The sequence below is a fragment of the uncultured Zoogloea sp. genome, from assembly GCF_937894855.1.
In the GTDB taxonomy this organism is placed as follows: domain Bacteria; phylum Pseudomonadota; class Gammaproteobacteria; order Burkholderiales; family Rhodocyclaceae; genus Zoogloea; species Zoogloea oryzae.
This window is the reverse complement of record NZ_CALAYQ010000130.1, coordinates 12,863-27,801: the sequence shown is the minus strand read 5'-3', so window position 1 is coordinate 27,801 and position 14,939 is coordinate 12,863. Positions and strand designations below refer to the sequence as shown.

Below are 14,939 nucleotides of genomic sequence, written 5' to 3'. Positions count from 1 at the left end.
CAAACTGGCTCCTATATGCCGGTCAGAGGTGGCTCTATTGTGGCGGTCAGTGACACATGCGAACGCCGTTATCGCAACGGTTGCACAAGCCGCGACAGAACTCACGCGTGGCCGCCTCATGGCGCCACTCCCATCGCGACGCGAAACTGCTGAAGCGTGCCATTGAACACATTCGCATCTACGCTCTGACCCTTACCAACGCCACCCGACGTCATGCGTGCGGTGGACGTGAACTGCCATAGCGCCCACGGTGCATTGCCGGGCACGCTCGGCTTCTCGAGCTTGTGACCGTCACGCGAATAGTCCGCGGTCCAGACCTTATATTTGCCGAACGCAGCGATCTTGGACCCGTCGCCTATGCGCGTCTTCCACCACTGCGCGTTCGTATATATGATCGGCGCCCGGCCTGTGGCCGCCTCGACCGCTTTTAGATACGCGACGGCGCGGCTCAGGATTTCGTCGGCGGGTACCGTGTCCCAGAAGTCGCGACGCTTGCCATCGGGGCCGAGGATCAGCTTCTTGTCTGGTCCCACGCGGTTGTCTTCTTCGAGGTCGAGGACTGGCGGCAGCTCGGAGGCCTCGATCGATCCCACTCTGGAAACGAAGTTCGCTGCCTGGGCTTGTGCCGAACCGTCGGCGGACAGAAAATGATAGCCGCCCGTGGGAATCCTGTCGGCCTCGGCCACCGCTTTCGCGCCCTTGCGATAGGTCGTGAAAAGTGGGTCGAACCCCTTGACGCCCTGCGACACCTTCAAGTACGCGTACTGCACGTCCTGGCGGCGCAGTATGACCCAGTCGATCTCGCACCTGCAGTTGTCGGTGTTGTGGTGTGAAAGGTCGATGCCGAATATCTGGTTCGACCGAGGGTTGGTCTCGGTCAGCGGATCGCGGAACCGGGCGTCGTGCGGGAACGCGAATTGCAGCGGGAAGGCGAACTGCCGACGCTGCACGTCGGTCAGTGCCGGGCTTTCGGCCAGATCGCTGAGCATGAGATCGAAGCGCTGTCCGCGCGAGAGGTCATCGGTGAGGGCGTCGCCGTTCGCCTGCGCTCGCGCGAAGGGGACGGCAGTCGCGAGCGCCGCAGCGATAGCGGCGCAGATGAAGACTTGGTGCAGCCGCTCGTTTGACATCCGGAACTCCAGTCGCCACGGGTTGGTCACTACCTTGGGAATGAGCGAAACGACGGCCAAGGCCAAAAGCTGTCGCCGTGAGTGGACTACGTCGTTCATGGTTCGGGTCTCAGCTGCGCGGTTGAGCTCGCTCAGCACCACGGCAGGCATATGCGCTTTCCGCCGACGCTGCCAACGGTCATCGGCTTCGGCTGTGGTAGCAGCTGACTGGGATTGTTGAAGACCGAGTTCGGGCCTCCCCAAATCTGAGATGGGTTTCGCACAAACGAGTTGGACCCGCCCCAAATCTGTCCAGGGTTGCGCACGAACGAGTTGTCCCCGCCCCAGATTTGGCCTGGGTTATTGATGACCGAGTCCGGGCCGCCGGCAACCTGACCGAAGGTCCTGGCTACCCAGCCGTTCTTCCCTACCAAGTCGTTGTTGTCCCCAAAGCACCCGTCTTTTCCACCAATTCCGTTTGCGGCACACTTGAGCAGTTCGCGCGCCGTCAAGCGCGTGGCCATGCAGCCGGCGGCCGCATAGGGCTGACCGCCAGTGGACACGACGCACTGCACGGCAATCTGCTGCTCTGGGTTTAGTTGGAGGTTGAGCATGTTCGCCCCGGCGCAGGCAGCGAACGAATCGACTTCGCCGCCAGACTCGGCGGCGCACTGCATCGCAACTCGCTGCTCCTTGCTGGCGCTGCGGCCCAGAAAAGCTGGGGCCGCACAGCTCACAAACGCGTCGGACTCGCCGTCAGAATTAGCAGCACATTCGAGAATCTTTCGCTGGTCGCGATTTAGCTTCTGATTAAGCAGAGCGCTTCCCGCGCACGTGATGAAGTCATCCTTATCCCCCCTGGACTCAACGGCACAGTTGACTGCAGTTCTTTGGTCGTCTGATAGATGCTGACCCAGAGCGCGCGACGCGCAACGCGTGAAGGCTTGGGCGTCTCCATCTGCATCGGAGGCGCACTCTAGAACCTTGCGCTGGTCCCTGTTCAAATTCTTGTCCAGGAATGCAGAGCCGGCGCAGTTGATGAAGTCGTCCTTCTCGCCATTGGTGTCCACAGCGCACGTCACAGCCGTCTGTTGGTCATCGGACAACCGAATACCGAGCGGACCGGCGGCGCACTTTGCAAATCCTTCCGTCTCACGTGACGCAACGGCGCAATCGACAACTTTGTGTAAGTTGCCTGGCAACACGACTTGTCGACCGGTGCAGGCCGCGAACAGCGTTGCGTCTATGCCGACCTTTGCTGCGCACTGCTGCGCTAACTGCACCGCTTCAAGTCCCGGCGGCACACCAAACGATGCCTGTGGTGGAAGTGCCCCCGAAAACGAGTCAAGCCTCAGCTGCTGCAACTGAGAGCAAGGAACAGCTCCCATCGGTCCTCGACACACTGGGCCGACACCGGGTATGTTGTTGACCATCTGAAGGTCTTGCGGAGTGACGACCGGCAGTCGAGGAGTGTTGGCTCTCATGGACATGAGGTACTGCTGCACTGCCGCGCACGGCCCTGGGCCAAGAGGCCCCGCGCATATGGGACCAACACCAGGGACAAAGCCAACCTGTTGCAACGATGGCAGTCCCTGCGGTATTGGTGCCGGCGGCACCCCAGGCGGAGGTAACGGGACCGGCATACCAGGGGACGGCAACCCTCGCTGCATCGCGATGTACCTAGCGACATCAGCGCACGGTCCCGGGCCCAGGGGACCCGCACAGATTGGCCCCAACCGCGGGTCGTGTCCGATTACGGGCAGCGGCTGCGCCCATCCGACATTGCCAGCAAGCAGCGCTCCGACCACTAGGGATAGCAAGGAATGCGGTCGTAACATGCGGCCTCCCAGTTGATCGAGCTTATGACTCTGGGTATAGCAGCTGTCGACGCGATGAAAAATAAATAATATCTATTTTATGTATCCCCAGCCCATTTTATGAGAAGTTCGTCGAAGTCGTGTCAGACGACGTTAGCTCTTGCTAGGCTTTGCGCTCAGACGGGGGTACGCCATCAGCCGTTCTCCAGTCCGGCCGAGGGCATTTTATTCAAGCTGTCGATACGCGGCAGCCCTGACACAGGACATCAGTTCTCTTTACGGGGTGTCTCGTGCCCCTTGTCTCCGACTTGCACGGGCTCTCAGCCCCACAGATCCGAGAACATCGGGGTTGAAGTTGCCGCTTTCCGCGGACACCTCACTGGAACTGGTCAAACGCCACCTCACTGCCGAGTGATCAACGTTGGGTAGCTGTCATGTACTCACCGAGCGACTCGATCTCGAGCCTCGTTAAGCCACATGTCTCGGCCATACCGATAACCTGGAAAAGCCTCCTCGACCGTCACTTCCCGCTTGGCGAGCCTCCTTGCCAGAGAGGCAAGGCGGCGAACACCCTCCACGCCACATACTTCCAGGGGAGCACACAACTCCATTCCGACTCCCCAGCGGTAACGCCTCATCGTCATGCTCACACCGACGGTGTAGTCGATCCCTTCGAGCCACAATCGCTGCTCAATCGCATTGACCTGGTCGAAGTACGCTCTCAGCGCTTCCGAGGACCATTGGGTTCTGTGCACCACGACCTGCTTTCTCGAACGGCCGACGCGCTTCCACTGTCGTTCTTCATCACGGAACAGCAGTTCATCCGGCATCACCCCTGCCTCTTGCTGTGCTCGCTTGGCGATCTCATCGCTGAACCTTGAACGCGGGTGCTGCCACCAGACCATCACGCGACGTCCGTTCAAGATGAAGCCAACATCGTCCCACCACGACAGATAACGTGGCTCCGTGTAGGCGTGAGGAATGAACAGCCCGCCGTGCAGTCGCCACGGATGGTGGCGGTGAAAGTCCCGCATCTTTGTGCGCAACAGCTCGAAATGTCGATTCTTCATTGGTCGTCTCCGTTGTTATCTGCTCGATAGCTACCCATACCGTTCCGTGCCAACTCCAGTCCGCCACGAGACTCACGTTGACGAACCGTCATGCATTAATGCATCTTTATGCATATGCCGACATCCGCACCCGACGCCGCCATCGCATTGGCTGCTCTTCGTATCAAGAAGTTCTGCATCACCCAAGAAGAGATATCCAAAGCCATCGGTGCCAGTCAGTCCCAGATCAGCCGGATCTTGTCCGGCAGGACATCCGCCTCATCAAAGCTCGCCCTAGATTTATGCACTTATGTATCACTGGCCGCCGGCGGCGTGTCTCGCGAAGCCGTTGCAGGCAACGATGAGCTGATGGATGCGCTGAAGGATGTCTGGGATGGAACGCCCGCACATGCCCGGGCGCTGGCTACCGTCATTCGAAGCCTTGGTCTGTTCAAATCGCCCCCGCCGCAAGACCGGAGCACGTCGTGATTCAAAATCTGCCGATTCCTCTCGACGACGAACTGGCCATCGGCGTGCTTGGCCGATTTGCACGCCTCAACGCAATCCCGTCCATCACCTGGGCCACCAAGTCGATCAAGTCGGCGTTCCCGAGCGATGACAATGTCCCTGCCCTTTGGCTGGTCGCCCAGGCTTGCGGCGCACGCATAGCTGACTTCACGGCCAAGCACTCGATGATTCCCGTGCTGTACCCGGTGTCCCCTCACGCGGGCTCCGAGCGTGAGGCAAACCATCGACGGCATTTGGCTTATATCTACGGCCTCGGTGCCTCTGCGGGCGGGCGCCGGTGGTGCCCGAGATGCGCCCAGATTGACCATGGCGACCATGGTTTTGCCTACTGGCGGCGGAGACACCAAATCAATGGCGTCGACTGGTGTCCGACCCACCATATCCCCCTTAGCATCCTGGCGGAAGAATCGGTGATATCGGAGCCCAAGCGCCAGCCCGCCCTTAGTCAACTGACCGTATCCGAGATCGACCTTCAGAACGAACTGGCGTCGTCTGCGATTCACCGTCTGCAGGGCATCTTGCTCGGATGGCTTCACCGACCAGAGCCCGTTCACGTGCGGGCCTGGAGCGACGTTGTTCGCGAACGCTGCCACGCCCTCGACTTGCGGATAGGAGAAGTGGGAAAGCGCCCTGTCACCAGCGACCTGATCCTGGAGCACTTCCCGCAAAGCTGGCTGAAGCGGCATATGCCGGAGGTGGCATCCAAGCAGGCACTGACATGCATCAGGAAGATCGACGGTGCCTGCATTGATCGGCACGTCGCTTACCCAGCTCTGGCTTGCGCAGCCATCCTTGCCGTACTGTTCGACAGTGCAGAAGAGGCGTTGACCACCTTGGACCTGGCAAATCGGCGGATTGCCGCCCACGGCAATGCAGTCGATGCCGCCACCCAGGCTCTCGGCGCCTTTCTTGCAGGAGCTGGGCTCCAACAGGCCTGCAGAACGTTCGGTGCCGGCATAGAGAACGTTGAGAGTCTGCTGCGAAACAGGTGTAGCGCAGCCCACGAATTGAGGTCGCCCGACACGCTCACCGCTCGGCTTGCTCATCTGCACCTGCTTGATCCAGAAGCGGATGCGCGGACCTATGACAACGTAAGCTGACCGTCAGCGCCTCAACGGTCAGAGGCCATTGTTCCGGGCTGTGGATGGCCTTGCGTAGTGCAGGAAGTGCCCGTTTCAACTCGTCAAACAACCGTCGCGGTGCTTCCCTGCTGCAGGACAGAGCGACGTTGCGCAGCGCATCGGCCATCCGCGCGTCCGATCGCTCCATCCGCACAGCGGCGTGATTCGCTCTGTGAGCGGTTGCCACACGCTCAAGCGATGCCTTGAGCCAATCGTGATCATTGCGGTAGAGCCACGCGTAAGCAGCCGGCTCAAGCCGCCGGAGCCTCTTGACGCCAAGATGAAGGTTTGGCGCCGTCACCTTCGCCCAGACGGCCCTGGCCGCCAGCCGGCGACTTTCATGACGGACGCAATGCCATTCATCCTGAAGCCCCGGAACCGTGCGCAGAACCCTGGTCACGGTCAGTACCGACACCTTGGCAGCGTCTGCAACCGCCTGCTTCTCGGCACCATTCCTGAGCATTTCAAGGGCCAGGTTCCACGACGGGGGATCAAGTTTCTTGGGCCGTCTTGGTGGCTCAATCGCGACCCGACATGCCCATGCAGCGAGCGTCGCATAGCTGACCCCCAACTGCCGCGCAGCCGCAGTCATACTAAGGCTACCGTCCCGAAGGGCTGTCAGGATCGCCTCCGGAACCTGCCCCTGGGTCGCCGCATCGCAGGTCGCCCGAGGGGAAGCTGCGGTTGCACATGCTTGGTCTGTGGCCATCCCGCTGCTCTCGTAGGCGTGTTCGAAATCGTCGATCCCGTCAAACCAAGCGGTGATCCAAGTCAGATATCGCAGAGGATGTGCCAGGGAACGTGCAGACAGAAGACGGGCGAGTTGTCCTTGAAGCAAGCCCAGGTCGGCATCCTGACGCGCCTCGGGAAAACAAGCCAGATTTGTTGCCAACTGGAGCAACCGTGGCTCGACCTCGCGCCAGCGGACACGGCCGCTAGCGTGGAGCATTCCGATACCCTCCATGCGAAACCGGAAAGCCTGAGCAATCCGAACGGGGTCTGCAAAGCGCCCCGGGCTCATGCCTACGAGCGCGAGGCCCTGGGCTGCCAGCCGGCGCAACCAGCCGCCTTGGGTAGATTTGTCAGCGGCGCGGTCCAAACACACGACTTCTTGGCCGCACGCAGGTACAGGAAGCGTCCAGGCAAATCGCGCCACCTGATCCAGCTTCAGATGGGATACCCGCAAAGGAATGCCGTGGCTGGGGCACACCCACACACCAGGTAGCTGATGAGCCCGGCGCCAGTATGCCCAACCATGCCCCTCCAGATCGGCCTGCATACATTCAGGGCAGCTCTTCAAGGGATGCGCAGCTCCGAGCCCACTGGTCAGCAGACCTAGCCGGTATTTCAGATGCGCAATGTCATTACCCCTCATGGCTGCCACGGATTGCCTTGCCAGATCAGAAGGCTTGAAAGGCCAGTAGAAAGGCAACAACGTCCGATCTCGGATAACTTGCTCTGCGCTTCCCAAGGATCCTTTACTTCGAGCCACCAGCTCATCGATCCGGCCCGGAAAGTCATGAGCCGAGCCAATGCGCGCATGCCCGAAGAGTTGGAGACAAGTCGTGCGATCAAGTCCATTGGCAGCCAGCCGGTGGTAGCGGCTGCACCAGCTGAACAGCGTCTCGTCGGGCAATGGCGCCAGGCCAACCTTCGACTCGAAAATCTCAGCTTGTCTCGACACGATCCCGTCCCGTTGGGGGTTCGCTGGAGGGTGACGCCCTCTTGGCAGAGGACGGTTTAGGCTTGGCCAAGGTACCCCTCAACAGCTCTGCACCTTCGCGCAAGGTCTGAGCGGATATGGTGGAACGACGGGGCAAGGGCGTCACCTTGGTCGCATCGTTCGGCCGTAGGGGATGGTCAGCTGCCTGACGTAATACCCGGAGGGTCTTCTGGGCATCGATACTCAGGGTGCTTTCCAGCATCGCCACCGGGGGGATGGTGCCGATTTCGACATTACCGGCTGCTCGGCCATGGAGCATCGGTCGCTGGAGCCCTCTGACCGGCGCAAAGGGGCACACCAGATCGGCACGCTGCGGGGCAATCAAGCCGGACACGGCCAGGGACGCCAAGTCTTCCACATCCTTGCGATGGCTACTGAATGCAGCGCTACGATAGGCCTGTCTGACGTCATCCATGGTCACAGCTCGCGCGCTCCGCCCGACGGCCACCCGATAGGCCTCCAGCAGCAGTTGCCGCAAGATCCGGAACAATCCGGCGGTCAGCCGGTGCAGCTCGTGGGCGTGAGCAGACACCTCCAGATAAAAGTGCTCGGGTGCAACAGCAAGGTACTCACCCACCACCGTGCGCCAAATCTCCGAGTCAGCATCCGGTGGCTCAAGCACGATCGGATGCGCGAGAAGACGATCTTTCTCCTCATGGGGACGTTCGAGCAGCTTCTTGACCAAGGAGTAGTTGGCCGCATAGACAAGCGGAATGCCAGGACTCGCCAGGGTCATGATGAGCTGCGCCGTCTTGGTGCTTGCCTTGCCGCTTTGCGTGTAGAACTGCATCTCATCGACGATGAGCAGCGCAGTACCCGTCGCCTGAAACCAGTCCCGGACATGTGCGAGCAGGACACTCACATCGCCCATCGTGCGACCGGCGACCGCCACAGGATTCGAGAGGCTCTTGAGCAGCGCCCGAACAGAGAGATGCGCCTGTACGGAAATGCGTCGAGCCGGATGGACCGTCAGCCGCTGCGAGTCCGTAACGAATTGGCTATCTGGGGTGACCTGGCAGATACGGACGAGTGCCTGCATGAGGGAAGACTTGCTGACACCGGCCAGCCCCGTCAGGCAGCGAATCGGGTAGGGCTCCCGAACGGTCTCGATCTCGCCGCTGCGCCGCCGGTTGTAATCCCTCAGCGTCGGATACACCGACAAGGAGTATTCCTTCGCTTGGTCCACCAGCATGCGCAAGATTTCGATGTGGCGAGGTCCGGGGACGAAGACCTCGCTCCATGCGACGTCCAAAGCGCTGCAGGCCCTCTCCACGGGTAAGGCCTGTAGACCTTTGACCGGCGTCACCGCGCGGTATGCCGCCTTCCGAATCGCATCGTCGGTATCCAGCCGATCAAACCAATGCAGCCACCCGCTTGCAGTAGAAGCAGCACTCATCGCTTTCCTCCTTCCGCTCGCAGGTATTGCATGATCTGCTGGCGCTCCTCCACGGAAGCGGTCTTCGATCTCTTGTTCCTTCCCCCTTTGACGACACCCTGGTCGAACGGCTGACCTGCATGCTGTTCGAATGCAGCCTCGTACTCGGCTCGCGCAGCAAGCCGGTGGGATTGGAGTTCCAGTTTCCCGTCGCGTCGCAGGCGCTCAAGCTGCTCCAGCTCCACCACCGAGATGTAGAGTTGTTCCTCCCCATCCCGGATGGCCAGCATCGCATCCACCTCGATCAGATCCGCTCCCACCTCCACCCACAGGTGGCGTACGCAGATATCCAACATGTAGCCACCCAGCCGATACGTTCCGCAGGTGTGTGCCTTCTGCAACGCACCCGACCGCTGTAACGCCGCGGAGTCAAAGCGCATTTCCTTGAAGTACACCGCATCGTCCCGAACGGTCAGCTCAATCGGTGTCAGGAATGCCTGGACAGCTTCTTCGAAGCGCTTTGAGACGGCGTGGTTGCGTCCCCGGCGATCCAGGTAGTTCCAGAGGGCTACTGGGGTCGGAAACACGCCGGCCTCGACTGCATCGTTGTTGAGCCGATCCGTCACATCAATGCTGTGATTGTCGGCGATCGTCCTGATAATCTCCTGGGCCGCCAATTGGGCAATCGAGAGGCGCGTTTCCACATAGTGGGGTTTGCCTTCGACTTTGACCGCTTTCGGGTGGGTGGTCTCGATGGACGCCTTGGATTGCCCCGCGTAACTGGGCGCCGACTCCTTGATGACGGGCCGCAGAGCAGGCTCCGTCGATTCGGCTTTGGCTGTCGCGCCAGGACCTCGGTCATGGATCACATGGGGTGACACCCCGATGCTCGGCCAGTCGCCCTCCTTGACCTGCAAGCCGAACAGACTGCAGAACTTCACCTTGTCGATGGCTTCGCAGAACTTGGCCAAGCGATACGCTGACGCCGCCTCTCCCCCTATGGAGAACCCAATCCCGACAATCATCCCGGATGCGATGCAGCGCGTGCGCACAACCCAGAGTGTCGGCAGATGGCTGCCTGGCAAATAACCTTTAGCCACCTGATCACAGCAATAGGCATCCTGCTCGGTCCGTTCCATGAGGTTGCCCACGCTCTCGGCAAAGCGACCGAGCGAATGCTGTAACCGGGTCCTGACCCGGGTATGGCCATACTTGTAGACTTGGCGCACCTCCAGCGGAAAGGCTTGACCGACCCGGTAGGCGAACTGACCAAAGGTTGGAAAGGCCCTGCCGGCGGGGTGTACGAAGGACTTTCTACCCTGGGGGTCGGTTTGCACCACACAGCCGAACACAGTCCGCAGGGTCTGGCGATAGATCGCACGCAGGTGCTGCCCTGGGCCGGCATACTTGCGGTACCCCTCCAGAATCCGATCAATCATCTCCTGGTCGTTGGAACCGTGGCCATGATGGGCGCCCTTCAGCCTTGATGGACGGCCAAACTTCCGCTCGCGCCCCATCCGATCCCAATGACCAAGGTGATGAACCGGATAGTGCAGGGCCCACCGACTGCAACCGAAGCACACGTAGGCATAGAACGCCGTCCGAAAGCGCGTTTCATGCTGTGGCGGCTTGCACGCTCTCGCGTGCGCATTGATGAGGGTGTCGGGAGACTCGGCACTCAGAATCTGGTCCAGGTTCTGCACCAGCGGCCATAGATGCACCAAAATCTGGTCGATACGCGCAGCGTGGCTGCGCTTCTGGCCCACGCGAAGTTCTGCATACGCTTGGAGTTCCACGATGGTCACGCCGGTGAGCCAAGGGGGAAGCTCATCCTGGGTTTCGCACGCGAAAATCAGCCCACGCTCCAGGGCCTGCTCGAATCGATGTCGAGACAGGAAGTGGAGAACAGGCCGGTAGCTGGCATATGTTCCGCCCGCGACCTGATCAGCGACACCCGGATGCCCCCCGGATGCGCCCCCTTTGGAGCCGATGTCGGCACTCCTTTGGCCTTCACCACTGCGTTGACGTTTGCGCTGGAACTCCACCAGCAAAACGCGCTGTCGGGCCGGGTCGCTGCGAAGCAGGTGATACCGTACGCCCTTGCAAAGGGCATCAAAGCCCTCAGGGGCACATAACTGAGTACCGGTACGCATGGCCGCTCCTCATGCCTGCTGCCGCGCAAACCAACTCGCGTAGACCTGAAGCGGATCCTGGCGCTCCGGCCGCAATGGGCGGTCAACGAAGATGACCTCCTCCATCAACTCCGGGCGTACGTCGCGTCGCCAAAGCGCCCGGAAAAACAGGGCTTTGGCCGTCTCCAAGTCCAGATCGTGTCGATGCATGACGGAGAGCAGGATTTCAAGAGGGGGCTGTTCCGTCTGCAGCGACGCCCGCAGGCGATCACAGACCTCTTCATAGATCGACGCATCGACGCCCGCGGCGCGGTGCTGCACCAGAATCAGGCTTCGGAGGTTCTGCGCAAACAGCTCAGGGATATCGGAATCCACAATGCGGACGGTGGGGATGCCCGCGTCCAGGTAGTAGCGCTCCTCGATGGCGTGCCGGGCACGCACCGCCGCCTCCTGCACCTCGGCACGGCGTGCCGGACGGCGACCCAGCGGGCGACGCTGAAACTCCTCATCCGAAGCCTTGACCGTCCAGTTCACGCAATAGGGGCCGTGATCGTCTGTCAGGAACAACAGGAAGTCGCCGATAAACGGGGCTGGCACAGGAACCCGCTCGGTACCATCCGGGTGGTCAATGAAAATCCACGGAAGCCGATCGATCATGTCCAGGCGCTCGCACACATCAATCGTGCCGCGCAGACCCGGTAGTTCAAGACCCGTGGCCAGACTGTGGCCTGCCAGCGGATGTGGCTTTGATTCCGTGGCGAGCATCCGTTGCTCCTGGAGTTCAAAGAGCAGCGGATTGAAGAGCGCCAACAACAGGACCTTTTGCTCGACCAGGGACAAGGTATGGCAGTAGCGGTCCAAGCGTTCCGACCAGACTTGTGCTGGCCGACTCCTGGAGGGGGCTTCCTCCCGCGTAGCGCGAATCGCTGGATCGTACTGTTTGCCCCATTGGGGTGGATCCTGACGACGCAGGATTTCATACAGGCGCGCCAGGGTCAGTTTGAAGGCTTTGGGCATGTCAGTTCCTTTCCGACCGGGATCGCCGGCCTGAAAACTCAATAGGGAAAGGAAGGCCCTTGACGCGCACAGGAGGCGCGAGTAGATTTGAATCACGAAAGCAAATCTGAGGGTCTTCCTCGGTACGAAACGCCGCCGGCCTGCCAGCCCGCGGCGTTTTTGTTTGTTCTCATGCGTTTATGTGGTCATCTCTCTCCCCGTGCCTTGTACATGCTGCTCCGACGAATACAAGCAGTCACTGAGGCAGCCCACCGCCTTGTACTTGCCGGCTGGCCAGAGCCTGGGCGCGCCGCCGACTCAGCCACAGCGCAACATCACGCGCCAGCGCAAAGCTGCCGCGCCGATGCTCGATGCGGAACACGGGCACAGGGACCGTACCCCGTACCAGAGCCTGCTGGAAAGCACCTGACGATGGATATCCCAACTCTTTGATCAGTGCGGTCGAGCCCAGTACTGCACCGTACTGCGCGGTCAATCGTGTGGAGAGCTCCTCGGCTATCAGCCGAATGTCGGTCTCGTCGTGCATTGCAGTGGTCATGGCATCCCCCGTCGTGCTCTGTGACCATGCTATCGTTTTGGTGCCCAATGACCTAGGTAACGGTTGTCGTTACGGTCGCTCTCGATATCGCGCCCAATTGGTTGATTCTTCGAACAAATCGCTCGCCGAATTCACTTTCGCATCCATCGAGGGGCGATCTTTCGCATCCCGCAGGCGACACGTCTCCACCGCGTTCGCCACGATTTGTTGGTTCAATGAAATTCGGCGGCAACTAGGCGCCGCGACACCAACGGACATCCAGCGCATTCTCGAGCCGATCGACGAAGAGTACGAAGACCCTCAAGCGGTTAGAAGACGATGGCGGGATTACCGCTCAGGAGTTCATGCGCCGGCAGCACAGACGATCGCCTTGTCAGAGCGTCGCTGCTCCGGGACGACGCAGATACTTCAATCACCCCTGTGGGACTCGCTTCGGTTAGACCGGCCAGCGACTCAGGTCGGGCTCGCCTTGGCGGGACGCACATGCGCTGAGGGTGATGAGCTGTTGTCCAGAATGTTGGGATCAACCGGAGGACTTTCCAACGACCCGCGCTGGTTGAAAAAGCGCTGCACGGCGGTGCTACTGGTCGGCAATCTCGAGAGCCTCGGAGTTCTCACCATCTGCATGCGGCTGGCTGGGGAAGCGAAGCTCAACCGCGCAGCCGCCGCTTTCTATCAAGCGGCAACGCGATGCTTACTGATTCTCGGTCCTTGGCTCTTCAGACATGGCATCGCCCGGGCGATAGGTGAGTACTATGAGCACGTACTGCGTCCAGCGTGTTGCCCCGATCCGCTGACACAGAGCGGTTGCTTTTGCTCAAGTTACTACTTGAAATCCATAGAAGCGTTGGATCGGATGAAGACCAGGGTCGAAGAGGAGAGAGGTCGCGCACTCGATTCGTCCGAACTCGCCCACGTTATATTGACGGAGCTCACGCTCCAAAGCGGATGAGCACCCGCATTGGGTTTGCCCCTGCTTGCGGGATCTCCTGCAACGAGTCAACGACGCCGACACGAATCATGCCACCCTCGGACTACTCAAAAGCAGGCGCTCATGCGCTGCCGCACCAAACTGGCTCTTGGCTCACGGGCAGTTGCGCCCAATGGTTGAATCCCTGCGCGACGTAATGACGGCAACTCGGCCATTTCGGCCATTTCGGCCATTTCGGCCATTTCGGCCATTTCGGCCACTCAAGTGTATTAGCACGCTGGCCGAATCAGGATCGGAGACCCGCCATTGACTGTCTCGTACCGATGCTACTTTCTAGCCCATCGACTGCTATTGCCGCTCAGTCTTCATTGGCCCATAGCGGCCAAACATCAGCAGACCGAGGCAAGTGCAACAGGCTCAGCACAACTCCATATTGCTCTGCGTGAATTTTCATTTCTCGGAGCGGCGTGTCAGCGCGGGCGTGCGGGAACCAGACCGAGGCAGGGATTTGCGTGCCCTGCCGATCGTTCTTGATTTTGGAATCGGAAGCAATCGCCTCGTCGGGTACAGGGATAACGTTATTGCGCGTCCTGAAGAAAGCGCCAGCCTTGGCCGCCGGCTCGCTGGACCATGCCCAGTTGATGAAGCCATCGTTCGACATCACCAGCACAGCTTTCTCATCCGTGTATTGCAGCCACTTCAGAATCGCCGCTGTCAGCGATACGCCATAACGATCTGCGCAATACCCAAGCAAATCCATATCAACGGTCGTAGTGACCTGCTTGCGGTAGTCGTCGAGTGGCATCAGCAAGTACGAAGCGAATAGGTCAGCCTGCCCCTCGATGTCCTTGTCGTCATTTGACCAGTTCAGCATATCATCGTTGCTGCACTGAAACGATTCTCTGAGTTGTCGGTGAAGGATGTAGTGCCCGAGCTCATGGGCTTGAGTGAATCGCACCCGCCCGGGCGATGACACGGCCTCGTTATAGAGCAACAGCCACTCCTTCCGGTCGTCACCAGGAAATAGTGCGCCGTCGAATCCTTTGATGTTGGCTGCCTGGACTTGGGTGATCGGGTCGGCCCAACCGAAAATGCGGGCCGCCTCCATCGCAAGCGGCGTTACCTCCACGGGGAAGCGGTCCCCCCCATGAGCCGCGCTGAACACCTCGGCCAGCTTCACAAGCCGATTGGCTGCACGCTGCGGGGTCCAAACCTCGGTCATGACGAGGTCTTCTTGAAGGTGCTCAGTATTTTGCGAAGCTGCTCTTTCGCTTCCGGCTCAAGCTTCTGATAACCGCGAAAGAAGGCTTCGTCGAGATGCCGCTCCTCCGGCGCCCGGACATCCTCTTCCAAGAAGTAGGCGGCGGCAACGCCTAGCGCGTCTGCCAGTGCCGTCAGTTTCTCTGCCGACGGGCGCTGGGATTCGCGGTTCTCCAGTTCCCAAAGGTAGCTTTTGCTGAGCCCCGCAAGATCAGCCAACTTTTCAAGTGTCAGCCCGCGCTCCTTACGAAGCTCGCGCAGCTTCTCACCGAGACGTGTAGCCATAGTCCGTCTCCTGTCCAAAATGCACGGGCGAAGAATACCACGGTTCCGAACTTT

The 14,939-nt window shown here is 60.3% G+C and carries 14 protein-coding genes; 3 read left to right on the top strand and 11 right to left on the bottom strand.

Annotated elements, in window-relative coordinates; genetic code table 11:
* Window positions 1-116: 116 nt before the first annotated feature.
* The 3 genes from Q0672_RS15015 to Q0672_RS15005 all read right to left on the bottom strand — a co-directional run bounded on the left by Q0672_RS15015 (window position 117) and on the right by Q0672_RS15005 (window position 3,996).
* Window positions 117-1,229 (bottom strand): GH25 family lysozyme, encoded by a 1,113-nt coding sequence (locus tag Q0672_RS15015; RefSeq protein ID WP_298623431.1) that lies wholly within the window; start codon window positions 1,227-1,229, stop codon window positions 117-119.
* 32 nt (window positions 1,230-1,261) lie between these two features.
* Window positions 1,262-2,593: a hypothetical protein gene (locus Q0672_RS15010; protein ID WP_298623429.1), complete on the bottom strand. Its 1,332-nt coding sequence runs from the start codon at window positions 2,591-2,593 to the stop codon at window positions 1,262-1,264.
* Window positions 2,594-3,366: 773 nt separating this feature from the next.
* Window positions 3,367-3,996: a hypothetical protein gene (locus tag Q0672_RS15005; RefSeq protein ID WP_298623427.1), complete on the bottom strand. Its 630-nt coding sequence runs from the start codon at window positions 3,994-3,996 to the stop codon at window positions 3,367-3,369.
* Between the two features lie 114 nt (window positions 3,997-4,110).
* Here Q0672_RS15005 and Q0672_RS15000 point away from each other — a divergent pair, with 114 nt between their 5' ends.
* Both Q0672_RS15000 and Q0672_RS14995 read left to right on the top strand, forming a co-directional pair.
* The gene (locus Q0672_RS15000) at window positions 4,111-4,464 is read left to right on the top strand and encodes a helix-turn-helix transcriptional regulator (RefSeq protein WP_298623425.1); all 354 of its coding nucleotides are present in this window, start codon (window positions 4,111-4,113) and stop codon (window positions 4,462-4,464) included.
* A complete protein-coding gene (locus Q0672_RS14995) occupies window positions 4,461-5,603 on the top strand; it encodes a TniQ family protein (RefSeq protein ID WP_298623423.1) in 1,143 nt (380 codons plus the stop codon). Before Q0672_RS15000 ends, Q0672_RS14995 begins: the two co-directional genes overlap by 4 nt.
* Here the strand turns inward: Q0672_RS14995 and Q0672_RS14990 are convergent.
* The 5 genes from Q0672_RS14990 to Q0672_RS14970 form a co-directional block, all read right to left on the bottom strand.
* A complete protein-coding gene (locus Q0672_RS14990; RefSeq protein ID WP_298623421.1) occupies window positions 5,530-7,308 on the bottom strand; it encodes a TnsD family Tn7-like transposition protein in 1,779 nt (592 codons plus the stop codon). The two genes, Q0672_RS14995 and Q0672_RS14990, sit on opposite strands and share 74 nt — an antisense overlap.
* Entirely contained in the window at window positions 7,292-8,743 is a 1,452-nt protein-coding gene (locus Q0672_RS14985) for a hypothetical protein (protein WP_298623419.1), read from the bottom strand. The genes Q0672_RS14990 and Q0672_RS14985 overlap by 17 nt, the downstream gene beginning before the upstream one ends.
* Complete coding sequence (locus Q0672_RS14980; protein ID WP_298623417.1) at window positions 8,740-10,875, bottom strand: hypothetical protein; 2,136 nt, start codon at window positions 10,873-10,875, stop codon at window positions 8,740-8,742. Before Q0672_RS14980 ends, Q0672_RS14985 begins: the two co-directional genes overlap by 4 nt.
* 9 nt (window positions 10,876-10,884) lie before the next feature.
* A complete protein-coding gene (locus tag Q0672_RS14975; protein ID WP_298623415.1) occupies window positions 10,885-11,871 on the bottom strand; it encodes a hypothetical protein in 987 nt (328 codons plus the stop codon).
* A gap of 235 nt (window positions 11,872-12,106) precedes the next feature.
* A complete protein-coding gene (locus Q0672_RS14970; RefSeq protein ID WP_298623413.1) occupies window positions 12,107-12,409 on the bottom strand; it encodes a hypothetical protein in 303 nt (100 codons plus the stop codon).
* Here Q0672_RS14970 and Q0672_RS14965 point away from each other — a divergent pair.
* Window positions 12,408-13,361, top strand: coding sequence for a hypothetical protein (locus Q0672_RS14965; RefSeq protein WP_298623411.1), 954 nt, complete (start codon window positions 12,408-12,410; stop codon window positions 13,359-13,361). The two genes, Q0672_RS14970 and Q0672_RS14965, sit on opposite strands and share 2 nt — an antisense overlap.
* A gap of 86 nt (window positions 13,362-13,447) precedes the next feature.
* Here Q0672_RS14965 and Q0672_RS14960 read toward each other — a convergent pair whose 3' ends face one another.
* From Q0672_RS14960 to Q0672_RS14950, 3 genes are all read right to left on the bottom strand, one after another.
* A complete protein-coding gene (locus Q0672_RS14960) occupies window positions 13,448-13,591 on the bottom strand; it encodes a hypothetical protein (RefSeq protein ID WP_298623409.1) in 144 nt (47 codons plus the stop codon).
* Window positions 13,592-13,698: 107 nt separating this feature from the next.
* Window positions 13,699-14,562: an ImmA/IrrE family metallo-endopeptidase gene (locus Q0672_RS14955; RefSeq protein ID WP_298623407.1), complete on the bottom strand. Its 864-nt coding sequence runs from the start codon at window positions 14,560-14,562 to the stop codon at window positions 13,699-13,701.
* The gene (locus Q0672_RS14950; RefSeq protein ID WP_298623404.1) at window positions 14,559-14,885 is read right to left on the bottom strand and encodes a helix-turn-helix transcriptional regulator; all 327 of its coding nucleotides are present in this window, start codon (window positions 14,883-14,885) and stop codon (window positions 14,559-14,561) included. Before Q0672_RS14950 ends, Q0672_RS14955 begins: the two co-directional genes overlap by 4 nt.
* Window positions 14,886-14,939 lie beyond the last annotated feature (54 nt).

What these genes read in the sequence shown, in the direction of transcription:
- Q0672_RS15015 (WP_298623431.1), bottom strand. Translation starts at nt 1,229, where the DNA reads ATGAACGACGTAGTCCACTCACGGCGACAGCTTTTGGCCTTGGCCGTC.
- Q0672_RS15010 (WP_298623429.1), bottom strand. Translation starts at nt 2,593, where the DNA reads ATGAGAGCCAACACTCCTCGACTGCCGGTCGTCACTCCGCAAGACCTT.
- Q0672_RS15005 (WP_298623427.1), bottom strand. Translation starts at nt 3,996, where the DNA reads ATGAAGAATCGACATTTCGAGCTGTTGCGCACAAAGATGCGGGACTTT.
- Q0672_RS15000 (WP_298623425.1), top strand. Translation starts at nt 4,111, where the DNA reads ATGCCGACATCCGCACCCGACGCCGCCATCGCATTGGCTGCTCTTCGT.
- Q0672_RS14985 (WP_298623419.1), bottom strand. Translation starts at nt 8,743, where the DNA reads ATGAGTGCTGCTTCTACTGCAAGCGGGTGGCTGCATTGGTTTGATCGG.
- Q0672_RS14980 (WP_298623417.1), bottom strand. Translation starts at nt 10,875, where the DNA reads ATGCGTACCGGTACTCAGTTATGTGCCCCTGAGGGCTTTGATGCCCTT.
- Q0672_RS14975 (WP_298623415.1), bottom strand. Translation starts at nt 11,871, where the DNA reads ATGCCCAAAGCCTTCAAACTGACCCTGGCGCGCCTGTATGAAATCCTG.
- Q0672_RS14965 (WP_298623411.1), top strand. Translation starts at nt 12,408, where the DNA reads ATGGCATCCCCCGTCGTGCTCTGTGACCATGCTATCGTTTTGGTGCCC.
- Q0672_RS14970 (WP_298623413.1), bottom strand. Translation starts at nt 12,409, where the DNA reads ATGACCACTGCAATGCACGACGAGACCGACATTCGGCTGATAGCCGAG.
- Q0672_RS14960 (WP_298623409.1), bottom strand. Translation starts at nt 13,591, where the DNA reads ATGGCCGAAATGGCCGAAATGGCCGAAATGGCCGAAATGGCCGAGTTG.
- Q0672_RS14955 (WP_298623407.1), bottom strand. Translation starts at nt 14,562, where the DNA reads ATGACCGAGGTTTGGACCCCGCAGCGTGCAGCCAATCGGCTTGTGAAG.
- Q0672_RS14950 (WP_298623404.1), bottom strand. Translation starts at nt 14,885, where the DNA reads ATGGCTACACGTCTCGGTGAGAAGCTGCGCGAGCTTCGTAAGGAGCGC.